The sequence below is a fragment of the Pseudomonas sp. S3E17 genome (genome assembly GCF_024168685.1).
Taxonomy (GTDB): Bacteria; Pseudomonadota; Gammaproteobacteria; order Pseudomonadales; family Pseudomonadaceae; genus Aquipseudomonas; species Aquipseudomonas marginalis.
In genome coordinates, this window is sequence record NZ_JALJWE010000001.1 from 6,424,487 (window position 1) to 6,449,814 (window position 25,328).

The following is a 25,328-nucleotide window of genomic DNA, read 5'->3' on the forward strand; positions in this document are numbered from 1 at the left end:
ATTATTTCCAGCAGCAAGGCCAGGTAGCAAGGGGCGTTGAATGTTTAGCCAAGTCGCAACCAAACTCCATCAACCCTGAATTTAAACACCTATGCGGGCGTGTGACGCTGGGCGCATCTCTATCATTGTGATCCACCCATGGGCGGCTCCCCCGACACTCACCCTGCGACACTGCCCTCCGAACTCGCCTTCTGGGCCCTGTTCCACTGCCGCCACGCGCGCCCGCCAGATTCCCTTCTCCTACGCTGATTTACCCCACGGATGACGCACCCTTGTGCGCGCCTGCCTGAAACAAACGTAAGAGAACCCCCATGAGTGTTTTTGCCAGCCTGCACGAAGCCCACGCCTTCCTTGAACAGCATCCGGACATCGAGATGTTCGAGCTGTTTATCCTCGACAACAACGGCGTGCCGCGCGGCAAGTTGCTGCACCGCGATGAATTGCTGGCGGTGTATGAAAGCGGCCGTCCGTTGCCCAGCACCATCCTCGGCCTGACCATCAATGGCGACGATGTGGAGAATTCCGGGCTGGTGTGGGAGGTGGGCGATATCGACTGCCGCGCCTACCCGATCAGCGGCAGTTTGCAGCGCATGCCATGGCGGCTGATCCCCACTGCCGCGGTTCAGGTCAGCATGCACCCCACCGAAGGCCTGCCTGCCACCGTGGCCGACCCCCGGCATTTGCTGGCCAAGGTGATCGAGGGCCTGAACGCCGACGGTTATTACCCGGTGATGGCGGCGGAACTGGAGTTCTACCTGCTCGACCAGAAGCCCGACAGCAATGGCCGCCCGCAACCCGCACGGGACGTGGACGGCGGGCGCCCACGCGCGACCCAGGTCTACGGCCTGCGTGAGCTGGAGCAGATCGAACCGTTCCTCGCCGACCTTTACAGCGCCTGCAAACTGCAAGGCATTCCGGCGCGCACGGCGATCTCCGAATACGCCCCGGGCCAGGTGGAAATCACCCTGGAACACCGCGCCGACGCCCTGCAAGCCATGGACGAAGCGGTGCGCTACAAGCGCCTGGTCAAGGGCGTGGCGCACAAGCACGGCATGGCGGCGTGCTTCATGGCCAAGCCGTTCGATGACCTGGCGGGCACCGGCATGCATATGCACGTCAGCCTGGCCGACGCCGAGGGCAACAACCTGTTCGCCAGTGAAGCCGCCGACGGCACGCCACTGCTGCGCCACGCAGTGGGGGGCATGCTCGGCACCCTGCTCGATTCGCTGCTGATGTTCTGCCCCAACGCCAACTCCTATCGCCGTTTCCAAACCAACAGCTATGCGCCGCTGGCCGCCACCTGGGGCGTGGACAACCGCACCGTCAGCCTGCGGGTGCCGGGTGGCCCGGCCCATTCCCGGCATATCGAACACCGCATTTGCGGCGCCGATGCCAACCCTTACCTGGCGGCGGCCGCGATCCTGGCGGGCATCCACCGTGGCCTTCGCGAACAACTCGACCCCGGAGCCCCGGTGGAAGGCAACGGCTACGCCCAGGCCAAGGCGTTGCTGCCCACCGATTGGCTCACCACCCTGCGCGCACTGGAGGCTTCAAGCTGGGCGCGGGAGGCGTTCGGCAGCGAGTTCCTGGGCGTGTACCTGGCGGTGAAACATGCTGAATACCGCCAGTTCATGGGCGAGGTGGGCGAGCAGGACTGGCGTTGGTATCTGCATCAGGCGTGATGGTTTTTACGGCGGTGAGGGTTTCGACCTTTTTTTCACGTTGCAAGGGTTAAGCTGCGAATCAAGGTCGTTCACTACCGTTTCAGTCACATGAGCCTGCGATGTCGCCACAACCTCCTTCTTCCATCGAGATCGAATACGCCGAACGCTGTGGCCTTGAGCACGCCAGGGTCTGCGGTGACACGCGCCCGCCCGGTCTGCGCCAGCGCCTGGCGTCATGGCGCGACGAGTGGTTGGTGCGCCAGGCGCTCAAGGTCGCTGGCGAGCCGGGGCTGATCCTGGACCTGGCCTGCGGCTCGGGGCGCTTCTGGCCGGTGTTGGCCGAGCACGTCAACCGCGTGATCCTGGCCTCGGACAATTCCCAGGACATGCTCGACCATGCCCGTAGCCACCATCCGGCGTCATTGCTCAAGCGCGTCAAGACCTTCCAGGGCTCGGCGTTTTCCATCGGTTTGTCGGCGAACGCGGTGGATTGCATTTTCTGCCTGGAGTTGTTTCGTCATGTGCCCAGCAGCGAAGGGCGCATGGCGTTGCTGCGCGAGTTTCACCGGGTCAGCCGCGACACGGTGATTGTGTCGGTACCCTCGCGTACCGCCGTGGAAGAGGAATTTCGCCAGGCCGGGTTCAAGGTCTTGAGTCAGCAGGAATTCATGCCGGGCTCCAGCCTGTGGCGGGTCTACGTTCTTCGTAAGAAAGGATAACTCCCACTTGTCGGACTATTCTTCATCTCCTGTCTGAGTTTTCATGGTTGCCTGTGCACTGCGGATGCTCGCTAGCCCCGTTCGCGATATATACTGCGCGCCATTCTTCAAGGGAGAGCCGTGTGGCCATCGATATTCACTGGATCTGCGACAACGATAGCCTCGGCCAGCATTGCGCCGAATGGCAGCAGTTGCCATTCGTCGCCCTCGACACCGAATTCATGCGGGTCGACACCTTTTATCCCATTGCCGGGCTGATCCAGATCGGTGATGGCGTACGCGCTTACCTGATCGATCCCCTGACCATCGACAACTGGCAACCCCTGGCCGCGTTGCTGGAGAACCCGGCGGTGATCAAGGTGGTGCACGCCTGCAGCGAAGACCTTGAGGTGTTGCTGCGCCTGACCGGCAGCCTGCCGGTGCCGTTGTTCGATACCCAATTGGCCGCCGCCTACCTGAACCTCGGCTTCTCCATGGGCTACTCGCGCCTGGTGCAAGCCGTGCTCGATATCGAGTTGCCCAAGGGCGAGACCCGCTCGGACTGGCTGCAGCGGCCATTGTCCGAGACTCAGGTGAGCTACGCCGCCGAAGACGCCGTGCACCTGGCCGAGGTCTACATTCGCCTGCGCCCGCGCTTGTCGGATGATAAATACGCCTGGGTCCTGGAAGACGGCGCCGAACTGGTTGCCAACCTGCGCCGCGAAGTCGACCCGTACGAGGTGTACCGCGACGCCAAGCTGGCGTGGAAACTGTCCCGTGACCAACTCGCTGTATTGCGTGAACTCTGCGCCTGGCGCGAGCAGCAAGCCCGCGCCCGTGACCTGCCGCGCAACCGCATCATTCGCGAACACTCGCTGTGGCCCCTGGCCAAATCCCAGCCGGACAACCTCGCCGCCCTGGGCAAGATCGAAGACATGCACCCGCGTACCGTGCGCCAGGATGGCCAGTTCCTGCTGGACCTGATCAAGCGTGCCGGCAGCGTGCCCATGGACCAATGGCCGCCGGCCGTGGCCGAACCGCTGCCGGTGGACGCCGCCACGCTGATCAAGCAACTGCGCGCCCTCGGCCAGACATTCGCCGAGCGCCTGGACATGGCGCCGGAACTGATGCTGCGCAAGAAAACCCTCGAAGCCCTGGTTAAAAGTGGCTACCCCGATGGGCCTTACCAATTGCCAGACTCGCTGCGTGGCTGGCGCCGCGAGTTGATGGGCCAGGCGCTGCTCGACAGCCTGGCCACTGCCGGAGAACAGCCTTGAAACGTATTTGCTCCATCTATCGCAGCCTGAAAAAAGACGGCATGTACCTCTACGTGCTCAAAAGCGACGCCCTGGAGCGCGTGCCGGAGCCCTTGATGGCGGCGTTCGGCAAACCGCACCACGCCTTCGACATGGTGCTGACGCCGGAGCGCAAGTTGTCCCGCGAAGACATCATCGTGGTGCTGGAAAATCTCGACAAGCAGGGCTATCACCTGCAAATGCCTCCGGCCGAGGACGAGTACATCGAGCACCTGCCCGAAGAGCTGCTGCGTCGCAACGACCCGATGTGATCGGGCAGTGCCCCGCCCGGGGCACAGGTTTCAATGGAATCGTATTAGTGGGCGGTGGCCGTAGGGAAGCGGGCGGCCGTCTGCACTGTTTTTGAAAGGTTTGAACCATGCGTGTTCTGATTGCTGAACAGGATCACCCGCTCTACGCCCAATTGCTCAATGACGCGGCGCCGGACCTGGAGGTGCTCACCAGCGGCGACTCGGCCGAACTGTCGCGCCTGGCCGCCGATTGCCCGGTATGGCTGGGCCAGCCGGACCTGTTGGCGACACTGTTGCGCCAGGGCCACCAGCCGCAGTGGCTGCAATCGACCTGGGCCGGTATTACGCCGCTGCTGGCCGAAGGCCTGCCCCGCGACTATCGCCTGACCCGCGCCGTCGGTATTTTTGGCCAGGTCATGGCCGAATTTGTCCTCACCTACATGCTGGGCCACGAGCGCGAAGTACTGGCGCGACTGGTCAGCCAGGTCGAGCGCAAGTGGGACAGCCGCACCGGCCAGAGCCTGGCGGGGCGCAAGGCGTTGATCGTGGGTACCGGCGACATCGGCCAGCGTGTCGCCGAGTTTCTCGTGCCGTTCGGCGTCAAGTTGTACGGCATCGCCAGCACTGCGCGGGAACAAGCGCCGTTTATCGAAGTGGCCGGGCTCGACCAACTGGGTCGGTTGGTGGGGGAGGTGGACTACGTGATCAACCTGCTGCCCAATACACCGAACACCCATGACCTGTACGACGCCGCGCTGTTCAAGCAATTCAAGCCGACCGGTTTGTTCATCAACGTCGGGCGCGGTGTGGCGGTGGTGGATGCCGATCTGGTCGAAGCCCTGAAAGAAGGGCACCTGGCCGGCGCGGTGATTGACGTGTGCCGTCAGGAACCGTTGCCGCAGCGCCACCCGTTCTGGACCGCCTGGGGCCTGCTGTTGACCGGGCACAGCTCCGCGCCGACCTCGCCGCCGATGATGGTGGAGTTGTTCCTGGAAAACCTGCGCGCGTACAAGGCCAAGCAAGCCTTGCGCGGGGAAGTGGATTTCGAGCGCGGTTACTGAGGCCGCGCGGGGAGAAAATGTGGGAGGGGGCTTGCTCCCGATAGCAGAGTGTCAGTCACTGTATCTATTGACTGAACCACCGCTATCGGGGGCAAGCCCCCCTCCCACATTTTGAGATTGCGTCAGTTTCAGAGGCTGAAATCACCTTCTGACACCAGCTCGCTCAGCGGCTTGCGCGGGCTTGGCGCTTCACGGCCCTGCAGGTACTCCGGCAAGGTCGATTTGTCGCCCAGCTTGCCCACTGCAACGGCGGCATGCAGCGCATACCCCTCCGGAATCTTCAGCTCCTTGCGCGTCAGCTCCTGATCGAAGCCGGCCATGCCGTGGGTGTGCCAGCCGCTGAGGCTGGCTTGCAGCGCCAGGTGGCCCCAGGCCGAGCCGGTGTCGAAGGTGTGCCAGAGTGCCGGGGTTTCTTCCGTGGCACCGGGGGCGATGAAGTCGGTTTTCGAGGCAATGATCACCAAGGCCGACGCATGCTGTGCCCAACCACGGTTGAATTCATTCAGCAGGCCCAGGAAGCGCTCCCAGTCCGGCGTATCACGGCGTGCGTAGAGAAAACGCCAAGGCTGCGAGTTGTAGGCCGACGGTGCCCAGCGTGCGGCTTCGAAGAAGCTCAGCAGGGTTTCCTGCGGGATGCTTTCGCCGGTAAAGGCACGGGGCGACCAGCGTTCGGTGAACTGGGTATGGATCGGGTAATCGGCAACGCGTGTCATGGGCAGCTCCTGATCGTCAATTCGGCGCTCAAAGCTACTGCGCCCCCGCTAGACTGACAAGTCTTGTCATACCGACAGTCGTAAGCGCTTGGCCCCAGGGGCCTTGGGCACTAGACTGGCGGCCTTTTCACCTACCGATACCGATGTAGAGCCATGGCCGCCAAAGTCGAACCTTTCTGGATACGCAAAACCCTTGAACACCTCGACCAGGAGGAGTGGGAGTCGTTGTGCGACGGTTGTGGCCTGTGCTGCCTGCAAAAGCTTGAGGATGAAGACGACAACAGCGTCTATTACACGCGCATCGCCTGCAAGCTGCTGGACCTGAAAACCTGCCAGTGCACCGACTACCCCAACCGCCGTGCCTCGGTACCCGACTGCATCCAGCTCACCCCAGGCCAGGCCGACCAGTTCAAATGGCTGCCGCCCACCTGCGGCTACCGCCTGGTCAGCGAGCGCAAGGACCTGCCGTTGTGGCACCACCTGGTGTGCGGCGACCGCGATGCCGTGCACCACGAACGCATTTCCCAGTCCGGGCGCATGCTCAGCGAAGGCAGCGTGCCCGAGGACGACTGGGAGGATTACCTGATCTTCCGCGCGGGCTGAGCAAGGAGTGTGTATGAGGGCGGGAACCAAGCTGGCGGCAAGCCTGGTGTTGCTGGCGTTGAGCATGCCTGCGTGGTGCGCGAAGAAAGTCGACCTGGATTATCACGTCAAGCTGCTGCCCCAGAGCGATCAGGCCGAGGTGCGGGTGAGCCTGTCTCAGGGCTCGGCGGTGCGCAGCCTGAACTTCGACCTGGGCCGCACTGGCGACTACAGCGACTTCAAGGCCGATGGCCAGTGGAGCGTCAATGACCACCGCGGCCTCTGGCAACCCAGCGCCAACAAGGCCAGCCTGACCTATCGGGTGCGCCTGAGCCACGCGCGCAAACCGGGTATTTACGAAGCGCGGATGACCCCGAGCTGGGCGCTGTTTCGCGGCGAAGACCTGGTGCCGCCCGCACGCCTCGACCAGCAGGACGGCGTCGAACTGGTCTCGCGCCTGGTGTTCGAACTGCCGGCCGGCTGGAAAAGCATCGAAACCGCCTGGCCGCGCATCGGCAAGAACAAGTTCCGCATCGACAACGTCTCGCGCCTGTTTGACCGGCCCACCGGCTGGATGCTCGCCGGCACCCTGGGCAGCCGCCGCGTGCGCCTGGGCGAGACCGAAGTGACCATCGCCTCGCCCAAGGGGCAAGCCATGCGGCGGATGGATGTGCTGACACTGCTGACCTTTGTCTGGCCGCAGGTCGAAGCGGCGTTCCCACGTCATCCGGCCAAGCTGCTGGTGGTGGGCGCCAGCGATCCGATGCGCCGTGGTGCGGTCTCGGCGCGCGACTCGATCTACCTCAACAGCCGCACGCCGCTGGTCAGCGAGAACGGCAGCAGCCCGTTGATCCGTGAAGTGGTGCAGGCGATTGGCCGCTTCAACGACCACGACACCAGCGACTGGATCAGCGAGGGGCTGGCGGAGTACTACGCCATTGAACTGGTGCGCCGTGCCGGCGGGGTGACCGATGAGCGGTACCAGGCGATACAGGCGCGCTTGGCCAGGGATGGCAAGGACGTGACCAGCCTGCGCGGCGACCACGTCAGCGGTGCGACGGTGTCACGGGCGGTGGTGGTGTTGCAGGAGCTGGATCGCGAGATCCGCGTAAAGACTCACAACAAGCGCTCCCTGGATGACCTCGCGCAGGCGGTGATGCGCGCCAACAGCATCACCACCGCGGAGTTTGTGCAGTTGGCCGAGAGCATCATTGGGGAATCGTCGGTGGTACTGGACAGCAAGCTGCTGCGCTGAGCCCTCGCCATACACAAAACAAAAGGTGGGAGGGGGCAAGCTCTAATGCCATGTAGGAGCGAGCTTGCTCGCGAAAAACGTCAACGATAACGCGTGCTTCCTGAATGAACGCGGCGCCTGTGAGTTTTTCGCGAGCAAGCTCGCTCCTACATGATGGCATTAGGACTTACCCCTCCCACATTTGAATCTAACCAGTGGTTTTAACGGCCTTCTCAGCCTCCACTTCCGCCCTGGTCTTCAGGTTTTTCAGCTCTGCACCGGCACGTTCGATCTTCGTGCGCACGCTGTTCATTTCCTGGCGGCCCTGTTCCAGCTTGTCTTTCAGCGCACTGTGCCCGGTAAAGCCGCGCGCCAGGGCCACGCCGCCGATCGCCACCTGAATCAGGCCGAAAATCCCGCCACGGCGCAGGCCTTTGCCCACCATCATCACGCCACCGGCCACTGAGCCGATACGTTCCCAGCCGTGCACGTTCTGGGTGGGCTGATTCTGGAAGGGGGTGTGTTCGATGATAGGTCGCAAGGTTGTGCTGTCGCTCATGATCTGTCTCCAACAAGGTCAAGTGTATGCAGCTGACTGCGCGCAGGCGCCGGATGTTCCCAAAAGATCAGTACTTGGGGCCCGAACGGGTGTTGTTGCCCTTGGCCATGCGGTCATAGAGCACCACGTTGACGGTGGCGGCCAGGTTCATGCAGCCGGTGGTGGGGATGTACACGACGTCTTCGCACCAGTCGCGGATGTCTTTATCCAGGGACCCGTCTTCAGGGCCGAAGATATACAGCGCGCGGTCGGGGTGCGTGTATTCGGGCAGCGGGCGGGCACCGTCCACCAGCTCCACGGCGACCGGGATGCAGCCCAGGGGCAGGATCTTCTTCAGGTCATCGATGCCGATCAGCGGAATATCGTGGTGGACCTTCTTGGTGTCGGTGATGAAGTCCCGGGCGCGCTCGTAGCGCACGCCGGTGTAGAACACCGAGGCCACGCCGTAGCAGCCGGCGGCACGCATGACCGAGCCAACGTTTTCGGGGGATTTGGGGTTATACAGACCGATGCAGCTGTAGCGTTTATTGCCCACGGGGAAGGGTGCCTTGGAGAAAAGCGGCGATTATACGGCCTGAAGCTGGTGTATTGCTTGGGGTAACGCTATCGGGAGCAAGCCCCCTCCCACATTTGAAAGTGTTCACAACTCAAAATGTGGGAGGGGGCTTGCTCCCGATGAGGCCAGGACAGGCAACGACACTCTTCAGTCGTCTTTCTTCATCAACCCCGCCAACGCCGCAAACGGGTTATGCGTGGCCTTGGCGATCGTCGGGCTGCTGGTGGAGCCTTCGCCGAAGTACTGCTGGTCGGTGTAGCGCGAATGTTCGTTGTCGTGGCAGTACAGGCACAGCAACTCCCAGTTCGAGCCATCCTGGGGATTGTCATCATGATTGTGGTTACGGTGGTGTACGGTAAGTTCGCTCAAGCGCTTGCCGGCGAACTCACGGGCGCAGCGGCCGCACACGTGGGGGTACATCTTCAGGGCTTTGTCGCGGTAGCCCATTTCCCGGTCGCGCTGGGCATCGGCAAGGATGCGGTCCAGCTTGGCGGTGTGGGAGGGCGGGTTGGTCGAGCTCATCATGGCTCCTGGCTGTTTGGTGGTCACGGATAGCGTTGATTCTAGCCGCTTGCGTCGCAAATGACCGCTGGGATCGATTTACTTTACTCATAAGGATCTGAAAAACATGCGTCTGCTTTCATGGACTGTTGCACTGCTACTGTGTGTCGTTACCCTCCAGGCCCAGGCGTTCTCGACGCCCAAGCCCGGGCAAGTGATCGAAGTTGCCCTTGAACAATTGCATCCGACCCAGGCGGTGGTGGGCTTCGACCAGATCTACTACAGCCTGGGCCTGTTCGCCGACAAACCCGCCAAGGTCTTCGATGAATACTGCGAAACCAACGGCCAGGGCGAGGCCGACAAAGTACCCAGCAAGGCTGACCTGCACCAGCCCGACAGCTTCACCTGCAAGGACCCGGTGGGCACCCACCCCGAGGACATGAAAACCGTGGTGGTCGGCCCCGCCGGCCAACTGTACCTGACCGACGGTCACCACAGTTTCACCACCTTGTGGGAAGTGCCCGGCGGCGGCCCGCGCTTGAAGATGTGGGTCAAGGTCACCGATGACTTCAGCAACAGCCCGAACATGGCGAGCTTCTGGCAGCGCATGGAAGCGGCCCGCAAGGTCTGGCTCAAGGACAACCAGGGCCAGGCCCTGCCGCCGGAACAACTACCGGCGCACCTGGGCTTCAAGAACCTGCAGGACGACACCTTCCGCAGCCTGGTGTATTTCACCCGCAAGGCCGCCTATGGCAAGCCGAATGACGGGCAGATCGCCCCGGAGTTTCTGGAGTTCTATTGGGGTAACTGGCTGCGCACGCAGATTGATCTGGGCCAGTACAACCTGAACAAGAAAGGCGGCTTTAAGGACGCTATCGAAGCGGTCGCCAAGCGCATGGTCAGCCTGGCGCCGGGCTCACAGGTGGGTGACAGCGGTTTCACCGCCCATCAACTGGGCGGCATGACCCGGCTGGACCGCGATGAGCTGGAGAAGACCTTCGACAAAAAAGTGCCGTACGTGATCGACTACCGCAAATCCCACAACTGACAGGGATCAACATGTGGGAGGGGGGCTTGGGAAGCGTGCTCAGCCCTTGAGCTTCTCCGCTATCCAGATGGTATGCCGGGTGCCCTTGTTGCCATGGGCAAACACCTGCACTTCCTCGGCCTTGAAACCGGCCTTGCGCAGTTTGTCGCTGAACATTTTGTCGGCGCTGGCGGACCACACGGCCAGCACGCCCTTGGGCCGCAGGGCCTTGGCGCAGGCAGCCAGGCCACCGGCGGAATAGAGCCAGCTGTTGGCCTTCTGCGTCAGGCCTTCGGGGCCGTTGTCGACGTCGAGCATGATCGCGTCAAAGCCCTGGGGCTCGGCCTGCAGCACCTTGGCCACGTCTTCCATGCGGATCACCGTGCGCGGGTCCAGCAGTGGGCGGCCGGACTTTTCCCCCAGGGGCCCCCGGTTCCACTCCACGACACCGGGCACCAGTTCCGCCACCACCACTTCGGCGGTCTTGCCCAGGTGCTTGAGCGCCGAGGCCAGGGTGAAGCCCATGCCCAACCCACCGATCAGTACCCGTGAGCCCGGGCGCCCCGCGACCTTGCGGCAAGGGATTTCCGCCAGCGCGTCTTCGGAGCCGTGCATGCGCGTGTTCATCAACTGGCCGCCGTCACCGCCCTGGATCTTGATGACAAAGTCTTCACCGTATTCGAACAGGCACAAGGCACCGCCGTTGTCGGGGATCGGGGTGGTGTCCAGCAGAACGAAACGTTTCATGGAAATCTCATTGGGAAGGGCATTCTTGCGCGGTTGGGAGTAGCCTTACGACATTCCGGTCAGGCCATGGAGCCATCGATGAAGTGCAGCATTCTAACGGTCATTGTGTTGAGCGCGCTCGCATTGGGTGCGGCGCAGGCTCAGGAGTTGCAAACCGTACCGGTGGCGCCGGCACCTAGCCCCGGCGCACCGGGCACGCCAACGCCGACGCTGTATCCGCAGATCACCCCGCCGGCCGTGCCGAAGACGAACGGCTCACCGCCGTTGGTGCCCATCGTGTTGCCGACGCCGCCGAAGGACCAGACGGTGCCTGGCCTGCAGCAGAACGACAGCAAGCCGAAGACCCCCGGCGGTTAAAACTGTTGGGAGAGTAATTGCCCATCGGCCATGCGCAGGCGCTTGGACAACGCGATGGCGATTGCGCGGATGATCTTCGCCGCCACACGCGGCGTTTCATTGAGCATCTTTTCCAGGGCGTCCTTGCCCAGGTTCAACAACACACAGTCGCTGGCGGCCACGCAACTGGCGGAGCGCCGCTCGCCGTCAAGCACGGCCATCTCCCCAAAGGCCCGGCCGCTGCGCAGGGTGGCAATGGTCAGGCGCTGGCCGGTGTGGTTGGTTTTCTGCACCGCCACCTGGCCGCTGTGGATGATGCACATGAAGGTGCCGGCATCGCCCTCGAGGAAAATCACCTCGCCCTCGGCAATGCTGCTGATGTTGAAGTAGCCGGCGGCGACGTAGAAGTCTTCCGGCAACAACGGGTCGAACAGGCCGCAGTCCATGAGCATGTCGCGGATTTCGGTATTCATTAAAGTCGGGAGTGCCATGGCTGCAATCTTGGTCCATCAATCAGGAGGCGGTCTGAATGTTCAGACACGACCGCCCCGCTAAGTTCCTTAAACCAGCCCCAGCGCCTTGAACACAAATGCATATTCGAGTGCTACGTCACGTAATCCCTGGTAGCGACCGCTCATCCCGCCATGGCCGGCACCCAGTTCGGTCTTGAGCAACAGCAGGTTGTCGTCCGTCTTGGTCGCGCGCAACTTGGCCACCCACTTGGCCGCCTCCCAGTACTGCACGCGGCTGTCGTTGTAGCCGGCGATCACCAGGGTGGCCGGGTAGGCCTGGGCGCTGACGTTTTCGTACGGCGCGTAGGCCTTGATGCGTTCATACACCGCAGGCTCTTCGGGGTTGCCCCACTCGTCGTACTCGGTGATGGTCAGCGGCAATTCCGGGTCGAGCATGGTGTTGAGCACGTCGACAAACGGCACTTCGGCAATCGCCGCCTGGAACAACTCCGGACGCTGGTTGAGCACCGCGCCGATCAACAGGCCGCCGGCACTGCCGCCGCTGATGACCAGTTGCCTGGAGGTGGTCAGGCCCTCGGCGATCAGGTGTTCGGCACACGCGATAAAGTCGCTGAAGGTGTTCTGCTTGTGTTCCTGCTTGCCATTGCGATACCAGGCTTCACCCAGTTCGCCACCGCCGCGCACATGCGCAATGGCGAAGGCCACGCCACGGTCCAGCAGGCTCAGGCGTGCATGGGAGAACCACGGGTCGAGGCTTGAGCCATAGGCGCCATAGCCATACAGGTACAACGGTGTCGGCTTGCCGAGCTGGTCGCGCTTGACCACCAGGCTGATCGGCACCTGGGTGCCATCGGCGGAGGTGGCCCACAGGCGCTGGCTGACGTAGTCATCGGCATTGAACACGCCGAGCACCGGGGTTTCCTTGAGCACCTGCTGGGCGCCGCTGGCCAGTTCCAGCTGGCGCACCTGGGCCGGGCGGTTCAGGGCTTCATAGCGCAGGCGGATCTTGTCGCTGACGAATTCCAGGCTGTTTTGCACGTAGAGGCTGTAGGCGGCGTCGGGCAGCTCCACGCGATAGGGCGACAAGCCCTGGGGATGCACTTCGATCACCGGCAGGCCGCCGATGCGCAGGCTCAGGGTCATGGCGCCGGTGTTCAGGCTGACGCCGTCGAGCATCACGTCATCGCTGTGGGGGATCAGGTTCTGCCACTCATCCTCGGTCGGCACGTCGCCAATGTCGGTCGCCACAAACAGGGCGTAGTTGATGCCATCACGGTTGCTGCGGATAAACCAGGTCCACGCGCCATTCAGTTGGCCGTGGTCGACATCGTATTCATGGTCCTCGACCCGTGGCGCCAGGCAGGTGAAGTCCAGGTGCGGCTGGTCGGCATCCAGCGCCCAGACCTCGCTGGTGGTCTTGCTGCCGAGCGAGAGCAGCAATTGGCGCTCGGAGCTGGAACGGTAGCAATGCAGGAAGAAGCGGCCGTCGGGCTCATGGAACACTTCCTGCGCCGCCGTGCCATCCAGACGGTAGCGATACAGCTTGTGCGGGCGGTGGGTGTCGTCCAGCTCGCCGAAGAACAGGGTCAGGCTGTCATTGGCCCAGGTCATGCTGCCGTCGCAATCCTGGAACTCCAGTTCGCTGACTTTGCCCGTGGCCAATTCCTTCACGAACAGGGTGTAGATCTCTTCGCCACTGGTATCGAGGCTGTAGGCCAGGCGCTGGTGGTCGGGGCTGATGCTGAATGCGCCGAGGGAAAAGAAGCCGCCGTTGGCCAGCACGTTCGGGTCCAGCAACAGCTCTTCGCTGCTGTCGTCCACCTGGTTGCTGTCGTCGGCCGGGCGGCGGCAGCGGTAGTGGCGGGCGTATTCGTCACCGGCGGTGGTGCGCGTGTAATACAGGTACGGGCCCCAGGGGGAGGGCAGGGACAGGTCGGTTTCGAGGATGCGGCCCTTGATCTCCTCGAACAGGGTTTCGCGCAGGGCCTGCTGGTCGGCGAGCCGGGCTTCCTGGAAGGCATTTTCGGCCTTCAGGTAATCAAGGACCTCAACGCTGTCGCGCTCTTGCAGCCAGGCGTACGGGTCCTGGCCTGGGGCTTTACGGGCAATCGGGGCGGTCGATGAAGGCATGGAGCACTCTCTGTCTGGCGGAAGGTGGCAGGCATTGCAGCCGCGACACGCAAAAGCCGTTATCATAGCCGCCTGTTTGCCTACCTTGCCATGGACACCATGACCGAGAACGACTATCTGACCGCTTGGGGCCTTTACGCCTTCGCTGCCTTGGGCTGCCTGTTGGTGTGGTGGCGCATGACCCGCTGGATCTGGCGCTGGCTGCGCGAACCGCTGCAATTGCTGATGGCCGTGCTGCTGTTGAGCCCGACCATCGTCGACCCGGTCAAGACTCAGTTCGCGCCGGCCGTGGCCATCACGGCCCTGGACCTGGTGCTCAAGGTCGGCAATAACGCCTGGCGGGCGATTTCCGATTTGTTCATGTACACCATGATCGCCTTTGGTGTGTACCTCGTGTTTGTGCTGATCCGCTGGCCCATCGAGCGCGCCGCCAACGCCCGCCGTGAGCGCAAGGCCGCCACCGACGCTGCCTTGGCCGCCGAGCCTGTGGATGAAGATGATGAGCCGTTCCGTCGTCCTGCACCTGTGAGCGGTATGCGGGTCGAACCGCGCCTTTAACGTTGTCTGCCCTGCAGCGAGAGCCCTGGCATGTGTGAATTATTGGGCATGAGTGCCAACGTCCCCACCGATATCGTGTTCAGCTTTACCGGGCTGATGCAGCGCGGTGGGCGTACCGGCCCCCACCGCGACGGTTGGGGCATCGCCTTCTACGAAGGTCGTGGCCTGCGCCTGTTCCAGGACCCGGCCGCCAGCAGCGAGTCGGAAGTCGCCCTGCTGGTGCAGCGTTACCCCATCAAGAGTGAAGTGGTGATCGGTCATATCCGCCAGGCCAACGTCGGCAAGGTGAGCCTGGCCAACACCCACCCGTTCGTGCGCGAACTGTGGGGCCGCAACTGGTGTTTCGCCCACAACGGCCAGTTGGCGGACTTCCACCCCCGCGCCACCTTCTATCGGCCAGTCGGCGATACCGACAGCGAAGCGGCCTTCTGCGACCTGCTCAACCGCGTGCGCGAGGCCTTCCCCGAGCCGGTGGACATCGAACAGATGCTGCCGGACCTGATCGCCGCCTGTGCCGAATACCGCAGCAAAGGCGTGTTCAACTGCCTGCTCAGCGACGGTGACTGGCTGTTTTGCTATTGCTCGACCAAACTGGCGCAGATCACCCGGCGTGCGCCGTTTGGTCCGGCGCGCCTCAAGGATGTCGACGTGATCGTCGATTTTCAGGCCGAAACCACCCCCAACGATGTGGTGACGGTGATCGCCACCGAGCCGTTGACCGACAACGAAAACTGGACCCGCTACGAACCGGGCCAATGGAGCCTGTGGCGACGCGGTGAATGCGTCAGCCAGGGCGTTACCGAGTAAGGATATCGACCATGTTGCTCAGTTATCTGCGGTTGGTGCTGTTTGCCATTGGCCTGTTGGTCGGCGTGCAAGTGCCGGGGTTTATCAACGACTACGCCAAGCGCGTCGAAGCCCACCTGATCGAGGCCCAGACCGGCCTGAGCGGGTTTGAAACCACCGCGCGGCAGTTCTTCAACGGTGACTTGAAGGCCTTGGTGGCGCATTACCGCGCCAGCGACGATCCGGTGTTCCAGAGCGACGCCAACAGCCTGGGCGCCATGCTTGACCGCCAGGTGGCATTGGACAAGCAATTCCAGGCCATGCAAGGCCCGTGGTACATCCGTGCCCTGCAAGTGGCGGTGGCCGCCGACCCGGATATCCGCCTGGAGACCTGGAACGGCTACAGCTACCAGATCCTGCTGACCCCCGAAGCCATGGGCTGGGGCCTGGGCGGGGCGATGCTGCTGTCGTTTGGCCTGGAGTGCCTGTTCCGCCTGATCGACTGGGTGGTGCTGGGTGGCAAGCGCTTGCGCCAAAGCCGGCCAATCGAAGAACGGGACCTGAAAGGTCTCTAACCCACACCTCGGTCTAATGTGGGAGGGGCTTGCCCCTCCCACATTTGTATCCGGTTTATTCAGTTGCTCAGCACCATCCGCTCTTCGCCGACTTCCTCGGCATAGCGGGTAACGACCTTCTGGCACAGCCCGACAATCTCCTCCACCAATTCCACCCCCACGCGCCACGACACCACCACTTGCAGGTTCGGCAGTTTTTGCGCCATCGGCAACATCACCAATTCGCCACGCGCCAGTTCTTCCCTGACCAACACCGGCGGCAGTGCACCAATCCCGAAGCCATCGCGCAACAACCGGGTAATCGCCGACACCGAGTTCACGCAGTTCATCCGTGGCGCGGCCACGCCGTTGGCCTGCATCAGGCTGATGACGTCCTGGTGCGGGTGGGAGTTTTTCGAGTAGGTGATGATGCGCTCCTGGGCCAGTTCGGCGAGGGAGGCGTAGTCGCGGTTGTAGATCGACTGGCTGGCGACGATCCAGGCCATGGGGTGGCTGGCCAACTCCAGGCTGCGCACGGTTTCCAGGCGCAGCAGGTCGGTTTGCAGGATCAGGTCGAGAAAGCCTTTTTGCAGCTGATCGCTGAGGTTAAGCGCGGTATCGGCGACCAACTCGATTTCCACCAATGGGAAATGGTCCATCAGTTCCGCCACCAACGGGCTGAGCCAAGTGTGGATCACCGTGTCCATCGCACCGATGCGAATGCGCCCGACCTTGCTGCTGGTGGTTTCCAGGGACTGTTTCAGGCCCTGCATGGTCACCATCATCTGCTCGGCATAATCGAGCACCTTCAAGCCTTCCGGGGTCAGGCTCACGCCCCGGGAGTCACGCAGGAACAGCTTTACCCCCAGCTCGCTTTCCAGCACGGCGATGCGGCTGGAAATCGAGGCCTGGGTGGTGAACAGCTTCTCCGCGGTCAGGCGGAAGCTCTTGAGCTTGGCCACCCAGACGAAGGTTTCGAGGAACTTCAAATTCATGGGATCAACTTTTTCTTATGCATGGATCGGTTTTTATTAGTTGGACGCCGCACCGGGCAAACGCCAAAAATCAGGCTATTCCACGATAAGCGCCGTTGGGGTGTCAGGACAAGTTGCGAGTTCTGCGTAAAAAATCCCACACTACAAAAAAACAAAGCCTACAGGAGCAACCAGCGTGAGCCGTCTGCTATTGAATTGCGACATCGGCGAGAGCTTTGGCAACTGGACCATGGGTCTGGACGCCGAGGTCATGCCGTTCATCGATTGCGCCAACGTGGCCTGCGGCTTTCATGCCGGCGATCCGAGCATCATGCGCAAGACCGTCAGCATGGCCCTCAAGCACGGTGTACAGGTGGGCGCACACCCGGCGTACCAGGACCTGCAAGGCTTCGGCCGCCGCTCCATGACCTACACCCCCCAGGAAATCCAGGACCTGCTGCATTACCAGATCGGCGCCCTCGACGGCATCTGCCGTGCCCAGGGCGGGCGTGTCAGTTACGTCAAGCCCCATGGCGCGATGTACAACGACATGATGGCCAACCCGGCGCAGCTGCGTGCGGTGATCGAGGCCGTGGCCGCGTATGGCGACCTGCCGCTGATGCTGCTGGCGACCCGCGACAACAGCGCGGCCCAGGCATTGGGGGATGAGTACGGGGTGATCCTGTGGTTCGAGGCTTTCGCCGACCGTGCCTACGACGCCAACGGCCATCTGGTTTCGCGCCAGTTGCCGGGTGCCGTGCACCATGATCCAGAGGTCATCGTCCAGCAGTCCTTGACCCTTTCCCGTGGCGAACCCCTGACCGCCAGCGATGGCAGCTCGTTGTTGTTGCGCGCCAATACCCTGTGCGTGCATGGCGACAATGCCAGTTCGGTCGCCGCCGTAAAGCGTATCCGCGAGGCATTGAAGCCAGCATGAAGCCGCGGATTGAAGTGGTGGCGATCGACTGCCTGATGGTGCGTCTGTTCGAGGTGATCGCCGAAGCCAATATGCCGTGGATGCTCGCCGCCACCCAGCGCTTGCGCAGCGGTTTTGGCGCGGCCCTGGTGGATCTGGTGCCGTCCTACACCACCTTGATGGTGCATTACGACCTCACGGCGTTGAGCCCGGCCCAGGCGCGGGAATTGATCGACCAGGCGCTGACCGACCTGCAACCCCAGGCCCAGGGCAGCGGCCAGTGCCATGTGCTGCCGGTGTGGTACGACCTGAGTGTCGGCCCTGAACTGACATTGCTGGCCCAGCGCAGTGGCCTGGCTGTCGACGATGTGATCCGCCGCCACAGCGCCCACGAATACCAGGTGTTCGCCCTCGGCTTCGCCCCCGGTTTTGCCTTTATGGGGCTGGTGGATGAAATCCTCGCCACCCCGCGCCTGAGCACCCCGCGCCAGCGCGTGGCGGCCGGCAGTGTCGGTATCGCCGAGCGACAGACCGCCGCCTATCCGGTGGTGTCCCCTGGTGGCTGGAACCTCATTGGCCGCACGCCGGCCAAGCTGTTTGACCGCGAGCGCGCTGGCTACAGCCTGATGCAGCCCGGTGACACGGTGCGCTTTGAATCGGTCAGCCACGCTGAATTTATAAACCTGGGTGGCGATGACACGCCGTTGGAGGCGCAGGCATGAGCCGCTTGATCATCGAGGCCAGCACGCCGCTGTGCCTGCTGCAGGACGCCGGTCGTTTTGGCGTGCGCCACCTGGGCGTGACCCAGGGCGGCGCGCTGGATTGGGTGTCGATGTCCTGGGCCAACTGGCTGCTGGGCAATGCGCTGGACGCGCCGGTGGTGGAAATCACCCTCGGTGGCTTTACCGTGCAGGCCGAGGATTATTGCCTGTTGGCGCTGGCCGGGGCGGATCTGGGGGCGTATATCGATGAACGTGCGATCAGTCCCGGGCGTAGTTTTATCCTGCAAAAGGGCCAGCGCCTGCGCTTTACCCAGCCCTTCAGCGGCGCGCGGGCTTACCTGGCGGCCCCCGGCGGGTTTGATGCGCCGGATGTGCTGGGCAGTTGCGCCACGGTGGTACGTGAGGCGCTGGGCGGGCCGGACGGTTTCGGCAAGGCCTTGGCCGAAGGCGGGCGACTGGGCTACTCCGGTACCGGCGGTGGGATGAAAGTGCTGAGCGAACAGGCGCTGCCGGCCAAGGCGCCGCTGGAGGTGATCGTCGGCGCCCAAATTGGCCTGTTCAGCGGCCAGAGCCTTTTCGATGCCTTTAACACCGAGTGGACCCTGGACAGTCGCGCCGACCGCATGGGCATGCGCTTGCTGGGCACGCCGTTGCAGTACCAGGGACCGTCACTGATTTCCGAAGGGATTCCGTTGGGTGGCATCCAGGTGCCGCCGGATGGGCAGCCGATCGTGTTGCTCAATGATCGCCAGACCATCGGTGGCTATCCGCGCCTGGGCGCCTTGACGCCGTTGGCGCTGGCGCGGCTGGCGCAGTGTTTGCCGGGAGAAAAGCTGAGGTTGGTGCCGGTGGTGCAGGATATGGCGCATCGGCAGCATGTGGAGTATCTGCGCCGGTTTTCCCTGTAAAGAAAGCTCCTACGGGAGTGCCAGTGTTTGTCGTCTTCGCGGCTTTAGCGCAGTCATGAAAACCTGAATGGGTTCATCCACTATTCAGGCTTTTCCATGCGCTATTTGAAGATTTTTGCCCAAGATGTACTCGATAACGATGTTCCCGATGTGGTGTACCTGGAATTCTATGACGATTCCAGGACCCCCGCGCTTGTCCATCGAGCCACCGCCTTCGATATCACCGACGACGGCCAGTTCGACTGGATCATTGCGGACGATCTCAATCAGGACGGCATTGTCGACACCGTGGACCGAGAGATGGCCATCGAGTTTGCCCAGCTGTTTCTGGCGTTCGAATGGTTCAGCCTCGACGAACCCTTCGACAAGTACCTGAAGGTATTTGCCGGGGATTTTGATAACAACGGGATTCCCGACACGGTGCGCTTGCACTTTCATCAAGGGGAGGGGGTGCCCCGAGATGAAACCATTGTTTACTCGGCGGCGGTGTACAGCGACGGTAATGGTCGTGGCGCCTCTGTCTCGATCCACCAGGACGTCAACAATGATGGGAAGGTCGACCGTCAGGATTCGGAACTGGTCAAGCGGTTCGCCGCGCTCTTCCTCAAGTTTGCCTGGATCGACCGCGAGCACTGCTGAGTGAGGGACCTGAAGCCGATGTCTTCGGCTACAGGCCTGCCATCACTTGGACAGGAAGCGCATGCCTTCTTCCAACCCGCGCAACGTCAGCGGGTACATCTGATCCTCCACCAACTCCCGCACAATCCCCGTCGACGCGGTATAGCCCCAGGTATCCTTGGGATACGGGTTAATCCAGATCAGCTTCTTGTACTTGGCCATGAAGCGCTGCATCCACACATACCCCGGTTCCTCATTCCAATGCTCGACGCTGCCGCCGGCCTGGGTGATTTCATACGGCGCCATCGATGCGTCGCCGATAAAGATCACTTTGTAATCGGCACCGTACTTGTGCAGCAGGTCCTGGGTGGAGGTGCGCTCGGAGGTGCGGCGCTGGTTGTTCTTCCACACCGACTCGTACACGAAGTTGTGGAAGTAGAAGTACTCCAGGTGCTTGAACTCGGTCTTGCACGCCGAGAACAGCTCTTCGCAGATTTTCACGTGGGCGTCCATCGAACCGCCGATATCGAACAGCAACAGCAGCTTGATGGTGTTACGTCGTTCCGGGCGCATCTGGATATTCAACAGCCCCGCATCGCGGGCGGTGTGATCGATGGTGCCGTCGATGTCCAGCTCTTCGGCCGCACCCTGGCGGGCGAACTTGCGCAGGCGGCGCAGGGCGATCTTGATGTTGCGGGTGCCCAGTTCCACCTGGTCGTCGAGGTTCTTGTACTCGCGCTGGTCCCAGACCTTCACGGCCTTGCCCTGGCGCTTGCCGGCGTCGCCGACGCGAATGCCTTCGGGGTTGTAGCCGCCGGAGCCGAACGGGCTGGTACCGCCGGTGCCGATCCATTTATTGCCGCCGGCGTGGCGTTCCTTCTGTTCTTCCAGGCGTTTCTTGAATGCCTCGATCAGCTTGTCGAGGCCGCCGAGGGACTGGATCTGTGCGCGCTCTTCGTCGCTCAGCGAGCGTTCGAACTCCTTGCGCAGCCAGTCTTCGGGGATCAGCGCCTGCAGGTGGTCGTCGAGCTTTTCCAGGCCATTGAAGTAGGCGCTGAAGGCGCGGTCGAACTTGTCGAAATGCCGTTCGTCCTTGACCAGGATCGCCCGGGCCAAGTAGTAGAACTCGTCCATGTCGGCAAAGGTCACGCGCTGTTTCAGCGCGTTGATCAGGTCGAGCAGCTCGCGCACCGACACCGGGACCTTGGCTGCGCGCATTTCATTGAACAGGTTGAGCAACATTATCGATTACCGCGACGGCTCATGAATGCCAGGCGTTCGAGCAACTGCACGTCTTGCTCGTTCTTGACCAAGGCACCGGCCAGGGGCGGGATGGCCTTGGTGGGGTCGCGCTCGCGCAGCACCGCTTCGCCGATATTGTCGGCCATCAGCAGCTTGAGCCAGTCGACCAGCTCGGAGGTGGACGGTTTTTTCTTCAGACCGGGGACTTTGCGCACGTCGAAAAACACGTCCAGCGCCTCGCTGACCAGCTCCTTCTTGATGTCCGGGTAGTGCACGTCGACGATTTTTTGCAGGGTGGTGCGGTCGGGGAAGGCGATGTAGTGGAAGAAGCAGCGGCGCAGGAACGCGTCCGGCAGCTCTTTTTCGTTGTTGGAGGTAATGATGATGATCGGGCGCTTCCGGGCCTTGATGGTCTCGTCGATTTCGTAGACGTAGAACTCCATCTTGTCGAGTTCCTGCAGCAGGTCGTTGGGGAACTCGATGTCGGCCTTGTCGATTTCATCGATCAGCAGGATCACCCGCTCCTCGGACTCGAATGCTTCCCAGAGCTTGCCCTTCTTGAGGTAGTTGCGCACGTCGTGCACCTTGTCCACTCCCAGTTGCGAGTCGCGCAGGCGGCTGACCGCGTCGTACTCGTACAGGCCCTGGTGGGCCTTGGTGGTGGACTTGATGTGCCAGGTAATCAGCTTGGCGCCGAAGGACTCGGCCAGTTGTTCGGCGAGCATGGTCTTGCCGGTGCCGGGCTCACCCTTGACCAGCAGTGGGCGCTCCAGGGTGATGGCAGCGTTGACGGCCAGTTTCAGGTCATCGGTGGCAACGTAGGCCTGGGTGCCTTCGAACTTCATCGGTCATTCCTCGAATTCATCAATGCCCGGACTATACCGCGCGGCCCCGGCGACTGTGAACGCAGACGGGTTATTCAGTCTCTGAATGACCGGTCACGGCTCAATCCGCCGAAGGCTTGGGCTGTTCATAGCGCGCATTGAACGCCTGGATAAAACCATTACGCAAAATCGCCAAAAATGCGGAGAACGCGCTGACATTTTGCTGATGCACGCTGCCACTTAGCTCCACGCGGGTGGCGAACTGGTTCTTTGCCTGGTTCTTCAATACGGTCTCGCTGGCGCCCACCACGGCCTCCCAGATCGAACGAAAGATGTTCTTGCCCTTGTTCTCCACGTCCTGCTGCCAGTCGAAGACTTCCACGTCGCGCAGCAGCGGCTTGATGTACCCGGTCAACTGGCCTTTTTCCGCCTGGGCTTCGATCACTACGTCCCCGGTGCCGGCCTTGAAGTCGAACTTGCCATAGGCCGCGGCGAAGTCGTTCATGCGCTTGAGCTGCAAGTCCCTGGCGCGAAAGCGAAACTCGAAATTCTCGAAATTGCTCAGCGGGTCGAAGGTGGCGGTGGCTTCCAGCGGGGCCTGGCCTTGCAGCAGGGCCTTGCCGTCGAAGCGCGCGTCGCGCCGGCCTTTGACGTCGACCACATTGGTCAGGTTGTAGAAGCTGGCGTTGACGTCGGTCGCGTCGATCTTCACCACGGGTTTGGAACTGAAGTTGTGGAAGGCGATCTTGCCGTCTTCAATGCGCACTTCGTCGAGGGTGATGGGGGCCAGCTTACTCAACTGCTCGCGCCAGTCGGTACCCTTACCGGTCTGGGAGGCTTGCTTGTTGGCGCCGCCGTCGACGAAGTTAACCTCGGGCTTGATAAACAGCACTTTGGCCACCACCGCGTGGTCGTACCAGAGAGAGTGCCAGCTCACCGCCAGGTCGATCAGCGGCGCCTTGACGAACGGGACGGGCACCTTGCCGTCGACCTTGACGATCTCCAGGCCGTTGATCCGGTACGCACCCCGCCACAGCGCGAGGTCCACGTCGGTCACCTGGCCGCGGTAATCGCCCATGTCGGCGAGCTTGTCATTCAGGTAGTTACGCACCAGGTAGGGGAGCGCGATGCTCACGGCGACCAGGACCACCAGCAATCCGGCAATGGTCCATAGTGGCCAGCTGTAGCGACGTTTCATGGGGAGAGTCCTCTGTCCATACTGGTGCGGTGGACCCCAGCGGCAGGCGCAACGTTCCTTCGACTGGACGCTTTGCAGCACGAGGCATACCCTTGGAGCCTTTCTGAAAACCGCCTAATAGGACCCGCCATGAGCCGCATTTTTGCAGACAACGCGCACTCCATCGGTAACACGCCCCTGGTTCAGATCAACCGTATCGCACCGCGTGGCGTGACCATCCTGGCCAAGATCGAAGGGCGTAACCCAGGCTATTCGGTGAAGTGCCGCATTGGCGCAAACATGATCTGGGACGCCGAAGGCACCGGCAAACTCAAGCCGGGCATGACCATCGTGGAACCGACTTCCGGCAATACCGGTATCGGCCTGGCGTTTGTCGCCGCCGCCCGTGGCTACAAGTTGCTGCTGACCATGCCGGCGTCCATGAGTATCGAACGCCGCAAGGTGCTCAAGGCCCTCGGCGCCGAATTGGTCCTGACCGAGCCGGCCAAGGGCATGAAGGGCGCCATCGACAAGGCCGGCGAAATCGTTGCCAGTGACCCGGCCACCTACTTTATGCCGGCCCAGTTCGAAAACCCGGCCAACCCGGCCATCCACGAAAAAACCACCGGCCCGGAAATCTGGAACGACACCGATGGCGCCGTGGACGTGCTGGTGGCGGGCGTGGGCACCGGTGGCACCATCACCGGCGTGTCGCGCTACATTAAGAACACGGCGGGCAAGCCGATCCTGTCGGTGGCTGTCGAGCCGATGGTGTCGCCGGTGATCACCCAGGCCCTGGCCGGTGCCGAGATCAAGCCCAGCCCCCACAAGATCCAGGGGATTGGCGCCGGGTTCGTGCCGAAAAACCTCGACCTGTCGATGGTCGACCGCGTGGAACTGGTGACCGACGACGAATCCAAGGCCATGGCCCTGCGCCTGATGCAGGAAGAGGGCATCCTGTGCGGTATTTCCTGCGGTGCCGCCATGGCCGTGGCCGTGCGCCTGGCCGAGAAGCCGGAAATGCAGGGCAAGACCATTGTGGTGATCCTGCCGGACTCCGGTGAACGCTACCTGTCGAGCATGCTGTTCAGCGATTTGTTTACCGAGCAGGAAAACCAGGCTTGATTTATGTCAGCCGGTCAGCCTGGGCCTTCTGCATAATGGCCCAACTGTTTATCATGGCCGGCTGTCACGTCTGGCCTCCCGTCGCCGGGAGGCTGTTGGCCAGGCGCTTATTTCCAGGAGTTGCTGCATGACCTTTTCTTTGGCCGCCAAACTGTCGGTGTTGTTGCTGTTTATCGGCAGCACGCTGTACGTGCACCTGCGCGGCAAGGCCCGTTTGCCGATGTTGCGCCAGTTCGTCAACCATTCGGCGCTGTTCGCCCCCTATAACGCCTTGATGTACCTGTTTTCGGCGGTGCCGTCCAAGCCGTACCTGGACCGGAGCAAGTTCCCGGAACTGGACGTGCTCAAGGACAACTGGGAAGTGATCCGCGAAGAGGCCATGCACCTGTTCGACGAGGGTTACATCCGCGCCGCCGAAAAGAACAACGACGCCGGTTTCGGTTCGTTCTTCAAGAAGGGCTGGAAGCGTTTCTACCTCAAGTGGTACGACAAACCCCTGCCATCGGCCGAGGCGCTGTGCCCGAAAACCGTGGCGCTGGTGAGCAGCATCCCCAACGTCAAGGGCGCGATGTTCGCGCTGTTGCCGGGCGGCAGCCACCTCAACCCGCACCGTGACCCGTTTGCCGGTTCCCTGCGGTATCACCTGGGCTTGTCCACGCCGAACTCCGACGACTGCCGCATCTTCGTCGACGGCCAGGTATACGCCTGGCGCGACGGTGACGACGTGATGTTCGACGAAACCTACGTGCACTGGGTGAAGAACGAAACCGACAAGACCCGCGTGATCCTGTTCTGCGACATCGAACGCCCGCTGAGCAATCGCGTGATGACCCGCGTCAACCGCTGGGTCAGCAAGCAACTGGGCCGCGCCACCGCGCCGCAGAACCTCGACGACGAGCGCGTCGGCGGCATCAACCAGGCGTACGCCTGGAGCAAGACCTTCAGCGACAAGTTCAGCGGTGTGGTCAAGCAGTGGAAGCGCAAGCATCCGAAGGCTTACCGCATTGCGCGGCCGGTGCTGGCGGTAGTGGTGTTGGTACTGCTGTGGAAGTGGTTGTTCGGCTGATCTGAAGCGTTAAACGCGGTCAAAATGTGGG

General features: G+C 62.2%; 29 protein-coding genes. 18 read left to right on the forward strand and 11 right to left on the reverse strand.

The features are described from left to right. Window positions 1-311: 311 nt before the first annotated feature. From J3D60_RS29170 to J3D60_RS29190, 5 genes are all read left to right on the forward strand, one after another. Entirely contained in the window at window positions 312-1,682 is a 1,371-nt protein-coding gene (locus tag J3D60_RS29170; RefSeq protein ID WP_253493654.1) for a glutamine synthetase family protein, read from the forward strand. 101 nt (window positions 1,683-1,783) lie between these two features. Beyond that, a complete protein-coding gene (locus J3D60_RS29175) occupies window positions 1,784-2,383 on the forward strand; it encodes a class I SAM-dependent methyltransferase (RefSeq protein WP_115485901.1) in 600 nt (199 codons plus the stop codon). Between the two features lie 122 nt (window positions 2,384-2,505). After that, window positions 2,506-3,639 carry a ribonuclease D gene (gene rnd, locus J3D60_RS29180; protein WP_253493656.1) on the forward strand — a complete coding sequence of 378 codons (1,134 nt, stop codon included), beginning with the start codon at window positions 2,506-2,508 and terminating at the stop codon, window positions 3,637-3,639. Next, window positions 3,636-3,929 (forward strand): YcgL domain-containing protein, encoded by a 294-nt coding sequence (locus J3D60_RS29185; RefSeq protein ID WP_027604276.1) that lies wholly within the window; start codon window positions 3,636-3,638, stop codon window positions 3,927-3,929. Before rnd ends, J3D60_RS29185 begins: the two co-directional genes overlap by 4 nt. A 107-nt stretch (window positions 3,930-4,036) precedes the next feature. Beyond that, a complete protein-coding gene (locus J3D60_RS29190) occupies window positions 4,037-4,969 on the forward strand; it encodes a D-2-hydroxyacid dehydrogenase (RefSeq protein WP_027604275.1) in 933 nt (310 codons plus the stop codon). A 128-nt stretch (window positions 4,970-5,097) separates the two neighbouring features. Here the strand turns inward: J3D60_RS29190 and J3D60_RS29195 are convergent, their stop codons facing one another. Next, window positions 5,098-5,682: a nitroreductase family protein gene (locus tag J3D60_RS29195; protein ID WP_065938925.1), complete on the reverse strand. Its 585-nt coding sequence runs from the start codon at window positions 5,680-5,682 to the stop codon at window positions 5,098-5,100. Between the two features lie 153 nt (window positions 5,683-5,835). Here J3D60_RS29195 and J3D60_RS29200 point away from each other — a divergent pair, with 153 nt between their 5' ends. Beyond that, on the forward strand, window positions 5,836-6,285 hold the full coding sequence (locus J3D60_RS29200) for a YcgN family cysteine cluster protein (protein ID WP_003172524.1): 450 nt from the start codon (window positions 5,836-5,838) through the stop codon (window positions 6,283-6,285). Window positions 6,286-6,298: 13 nt separating this feature from the next. Beyond that, entirely contained in the window at window positions 6,299-7,519 is a 1,221-nt protein-coding gene (locus J3D60_RS29205) for a hypothetical protein (protein ID WP_065938926.1), read from the forward strand. Between the two features lie 187 nt (window positions 7,520-7,706). Here the strand turns inward: J3D60_RS29205 and J3D60_RS29210 are convergent, their stop codons facing one another. The 3 genes from J3D60_RS29210 to J3D60_RS29220 form a co-directional block, all read right to left on the reverse strand. After that, on the reverse strand, window positions 7,707-8,057 hold the full coding sequence (locus tag J3D60_RS29210) for a DUF2892 domain-containing protein (protein ID WP_253493658.1): 351 nt from the start codon (window positions 8,055-8,057) through the stop codon (window positions 7,707-7,709). A gap of 67 nt (window positions 8,058-8,124) precedes the next feature. After that, a complete protein-coding gene (locus J3D60_RS29215; protein ID WP_065938927.1) occupies window positions 8,125-8,592 on the reverse strand; it encodes an RNA methyltransferase in 468 nt (155 codons plus the stop codon). A 168-nt stretch (window positions 8,593-8,760) separates the two neighbouring features. Beyond that, window positions 8,761-9,135 carry a YajD family HNH nuclease gene (locus J3D60_RS29220; RefSeq protein ID WP_003210675.1) on the reverse strand — a complete coding sequence of 125 codons (375 nt, stop codon included), beginning with the start codon at window positions 9,133-9,135 and terminating at the stop codon, window positions 8,761-8,763. Window positions 9,136-9,241: 106 nt separating this feature from the next. Here J3D60_RS29220 and J3D60_RS29225 point away from each other — a divergent pair, with 106 nt between their 5' ends. Further along, complete coding sequence (locus J3D60_RS29225) at window positions 9,242-10,162, forward strand: ParB/Srx family N-terminal domain-containing protein (protein WP_253493660.1); 921 nt, start codon at window positions 9,242-9,244, stop codon at window positions 10,160-10,162. A gap of 39 nt (window positions 10,163-10,201) precedes the next feature. On the opposite strand, the gene J3D60_RS29230 is transcribed toward J3D60_RS29225, so the two are convergent. Then, window positions 10,202-10,888: a spermidine synthase gene (locus tag J3D60_RS29230; protein WP_253493662.1), complete on the reverse strand. Its 687-nt coding sequence runs from the start codon at window positions 10,886-10,888 to the stop codon at window positions 10,202-10,204. 78 nt (window positions 10,889-10,966) lie between these two features. Between J3D60_RS29230 and J3D60_RS29235 the strand changes: the two genes are divergently transcribed. Further along, entirely contained in the window at window positions 10,967-11,245 is a 279-nt protein-coding gene (locus J3D60_RS29235) for a hypothetical protein (protein WP_027604268.1), read from the forward strand. Here J3D60_RS29235 and J3D60_RS29240 read toward each other — a convergent pair. Then, the gene (locus J3D60_RS29240; protein WP_027604267.1) at window positions 11,242-11,715 is read right to left on the reverse strand and encodes a cyclic nucleotide-binding domain-containing protein; all 474 of its coding nucleotides are present in this window, start codon (window positions 11,713-11,715) and stop codon (window positions 11,242-11,244) included. The genes J3D60_RS29235 and J3D60_RS29240 overlap by 4 nt on opposite strands. A gap of 69 nt (window positions 11,716-11,784) precedes the next feature. Next, window positions 11,785-13,827 (reverse strand): S9 family peptidase, encoded by a 2,043-nt coding sequence (locus J3D60_RS29245; RefSeq protein ID WP_253493664.1) that lies wholly within the window; start codon window positions 13,825-13,827, stop codon window positions 11,785-11,787. Between the two features lie 24 nt (window positions 13,828-13,851). Here J3D60_RS29245 and J3D60_RS29250 point away from each other — a divergent pair, with 24 nt between their 5' ends. The 3 genes from J3D60_RS29250 to J3D60_RS29260 are packed head-to-tail and all read left to right on the forward strand — an operon-like array spanning window position 13,852 to window position 15,746. Beyond that, entirely contained in the window at window positions 13,852-14,385 is a 534-nt protein-coding gene (locus J3D60_RS29250) for an MFS transporter (RefSeq protein ID WP_141157030.1), read from the forward strand. A 30-nt stretch (window positions 14,386-14,415) separates the two neighbouring features. Further along, a complete protein-coding gene (locus J3D60_RS29255) occupies window positions 14,416-15,192 on the forward strand; it encodes a class II glutamine amidotransferase (protein WP_065928175.1) in 777 nt (258 codons plus the stop codon). Between the two features lie 11 nt (window positions 15,193-15,203). After that, the gene (locus J3D60_RS29260; RefSeq protein ID WP_027604263.1) at window positions 15,204-15,746 is read left to right on the forward strand and encodes a DUF2937 family protein; all 543 of its coding nucleotides are present in this window, start codon (window positions 15,204-15,206) and stop codon (window positions 15,744-15,746) included. Between the two features lie 59 nt (window positions 15,747-15,805). Here the strand turns inward: J3D60_RS29260 and J3D60_RS29265 are convergent, their stop codons facing one another. Continuing rightward, window positions 15,806-16,720, reverse strand: a complete 915-nt coding sequence (locus J3D60_RS29265; protein ID WP_092487986.1) for a LysR family transcriptional regulator — start codon at window positions 16,718-16,720, stop codon at window positions 15,806-15,808. Window positions 16,721-16,895: 175 nt separating this feature from the next. On the opposite strand from J3D60_RS29265, the gene J3D60_RS29270 reads away from it, so the two are divergent. From J3D60_RS29270 to J3D60_RS29285, 4 genes are all read left to right on the forward strand, one after another. After that, the gene (locus tag J3D60_RS29270) at window positions 16,896-17,636 is read left to right on the forward strand and encodes a 5-oxoprolinase subunit PxpA (RefSeq protein ID WP_065938933.1); all 741 of its coding nucleotides are present in this window, start codon (window positions 16,896-16,898) and stop codon (window positions 17,634-17,636) included. Continuing rightward, window positions 17,633-18,337 (forward strand): 5-oxoprolinase subunit PxpB, encoded by a 705-nt coding sequence (gene pxpB / locus J3D60_RS29275; protein WP_253493669.1) that lies wholly within the window; start codon window positions 17,633-17,635, stop codon window positions 18,335-18,337. The genes J3D60_RS29270 and pxpB overlap by 4 nt, the downstream gene beginning before the upstream one ends. Further along, window positions 18,334-19,245 (forward strand): biotin-dependent carboxyltransferase family protein, encoded by a 912-nt coding sequence (locus tag J3D60_RS29280; RefSeq protein WP_065938935.1) that lies wholly within the window; start codon window positions 18,334-18,336, stop codon window positions 19,243-19,245. The genes pxpB and J3D60_RS29280 overlap by 4 nt, the downstream gene beginning before the upstream one ends. Window positions 19,246-19,341: 96 nt before the next feature. Next, the gene (locus J3D60_RS29285; protein WP_065938936.1) at window positions 19,342-19,884 is read left to right on the forward strand and encodes a hypothetical protein; all 543 of its coding nucleotides are present in this window, start codon (window positions 19,342-19,344) and stop codon (window positions 19,882-19,884) included. Window positions 19,885-19,926: 42 nt separating this feature from the next. On the opposite strand, the gene J3D60_RS29290 is transcribed toward J3D60_RS29285, so the two are convergent. From J3D60_RS29290 to J3D60_RS29300, 3 genes are all read right to left on the reverse strand, one after another. Further along, window positions 19,927-21,105 carry a VWA domain-containing protein gene (locus J3D60_RS29290; RefSeq protein ID WP_024074064.1) on the reverse strand — a complete coding sequence of 393 codons (1,179 nt, stop codon included), beginning with the start codon at window positions 21,103-21,105 and terminating at the stop codon, window positions 19,927-19,929. Beyond that, a complete protein-coding gene (locus J3D60_RS29295; RefSeq protein ID WP_065938937.1) occupies window positions 21,105-21,950 on the reverse strand; it encodes a MoxR family ATPase in 846 nt (281 codons plus the stop codon). Before J3D60_RS29295 ends, J3D60_RS29290 begins: the two co-directional genes overlap by 1 nt. Window positions 21,951-22,050: 100 nt before the next feature. Next, window positions 22,051-23,127 carry a DUF748 domain-containing protein gene (locus J3D60_RS29300; RefSeq protein WP_253493671.1) on the reverse strand — a complete coding sequence of 359 codons (1,077 nt, stop codon included), beginning with the start codon at window positions 23,125-23,127 and terminating at the stop codon, window positions 22,051-22,053. Window positions 23,128-23,256: 129 nt separating this feature from the next. On the opposite strand from J3D60_RS29300, the gene cysK reads away from it, so the two are divergent. Both cysK and J3D60_RS29310 read left to right on the forward strand, forming a co-directional pair. After that, complete coding sequence (gene cysK, locus J3D60_RS29305; RefSeq protein ID WP_108574007.1) at window positions 23,257-24,231, forward strand: cysteine synthase A; 975 nt, start codon at window positions 23,257-23,259, stop codon at window positions 24,229-24,231. A 127-nt stretch (window positions 24,232-24,358) separates the two neighbouring features. Continuing rightward, on the forward strand, window positions 24,359-25,297 hold the full coding sequence (locus J3D60_RS29310; RefSeq protein ID WP_253493673.1) for an aspartyl/asparaginyl beta-hydroxylase domain-containing protein: 939 nt from the start codon (window positions 24,359-24,361) through the stop codon (window positions 25,295-25,297). The last annotated feature ends 31 nt before the right edge of the window (window positions 25,298-25,328 follow it).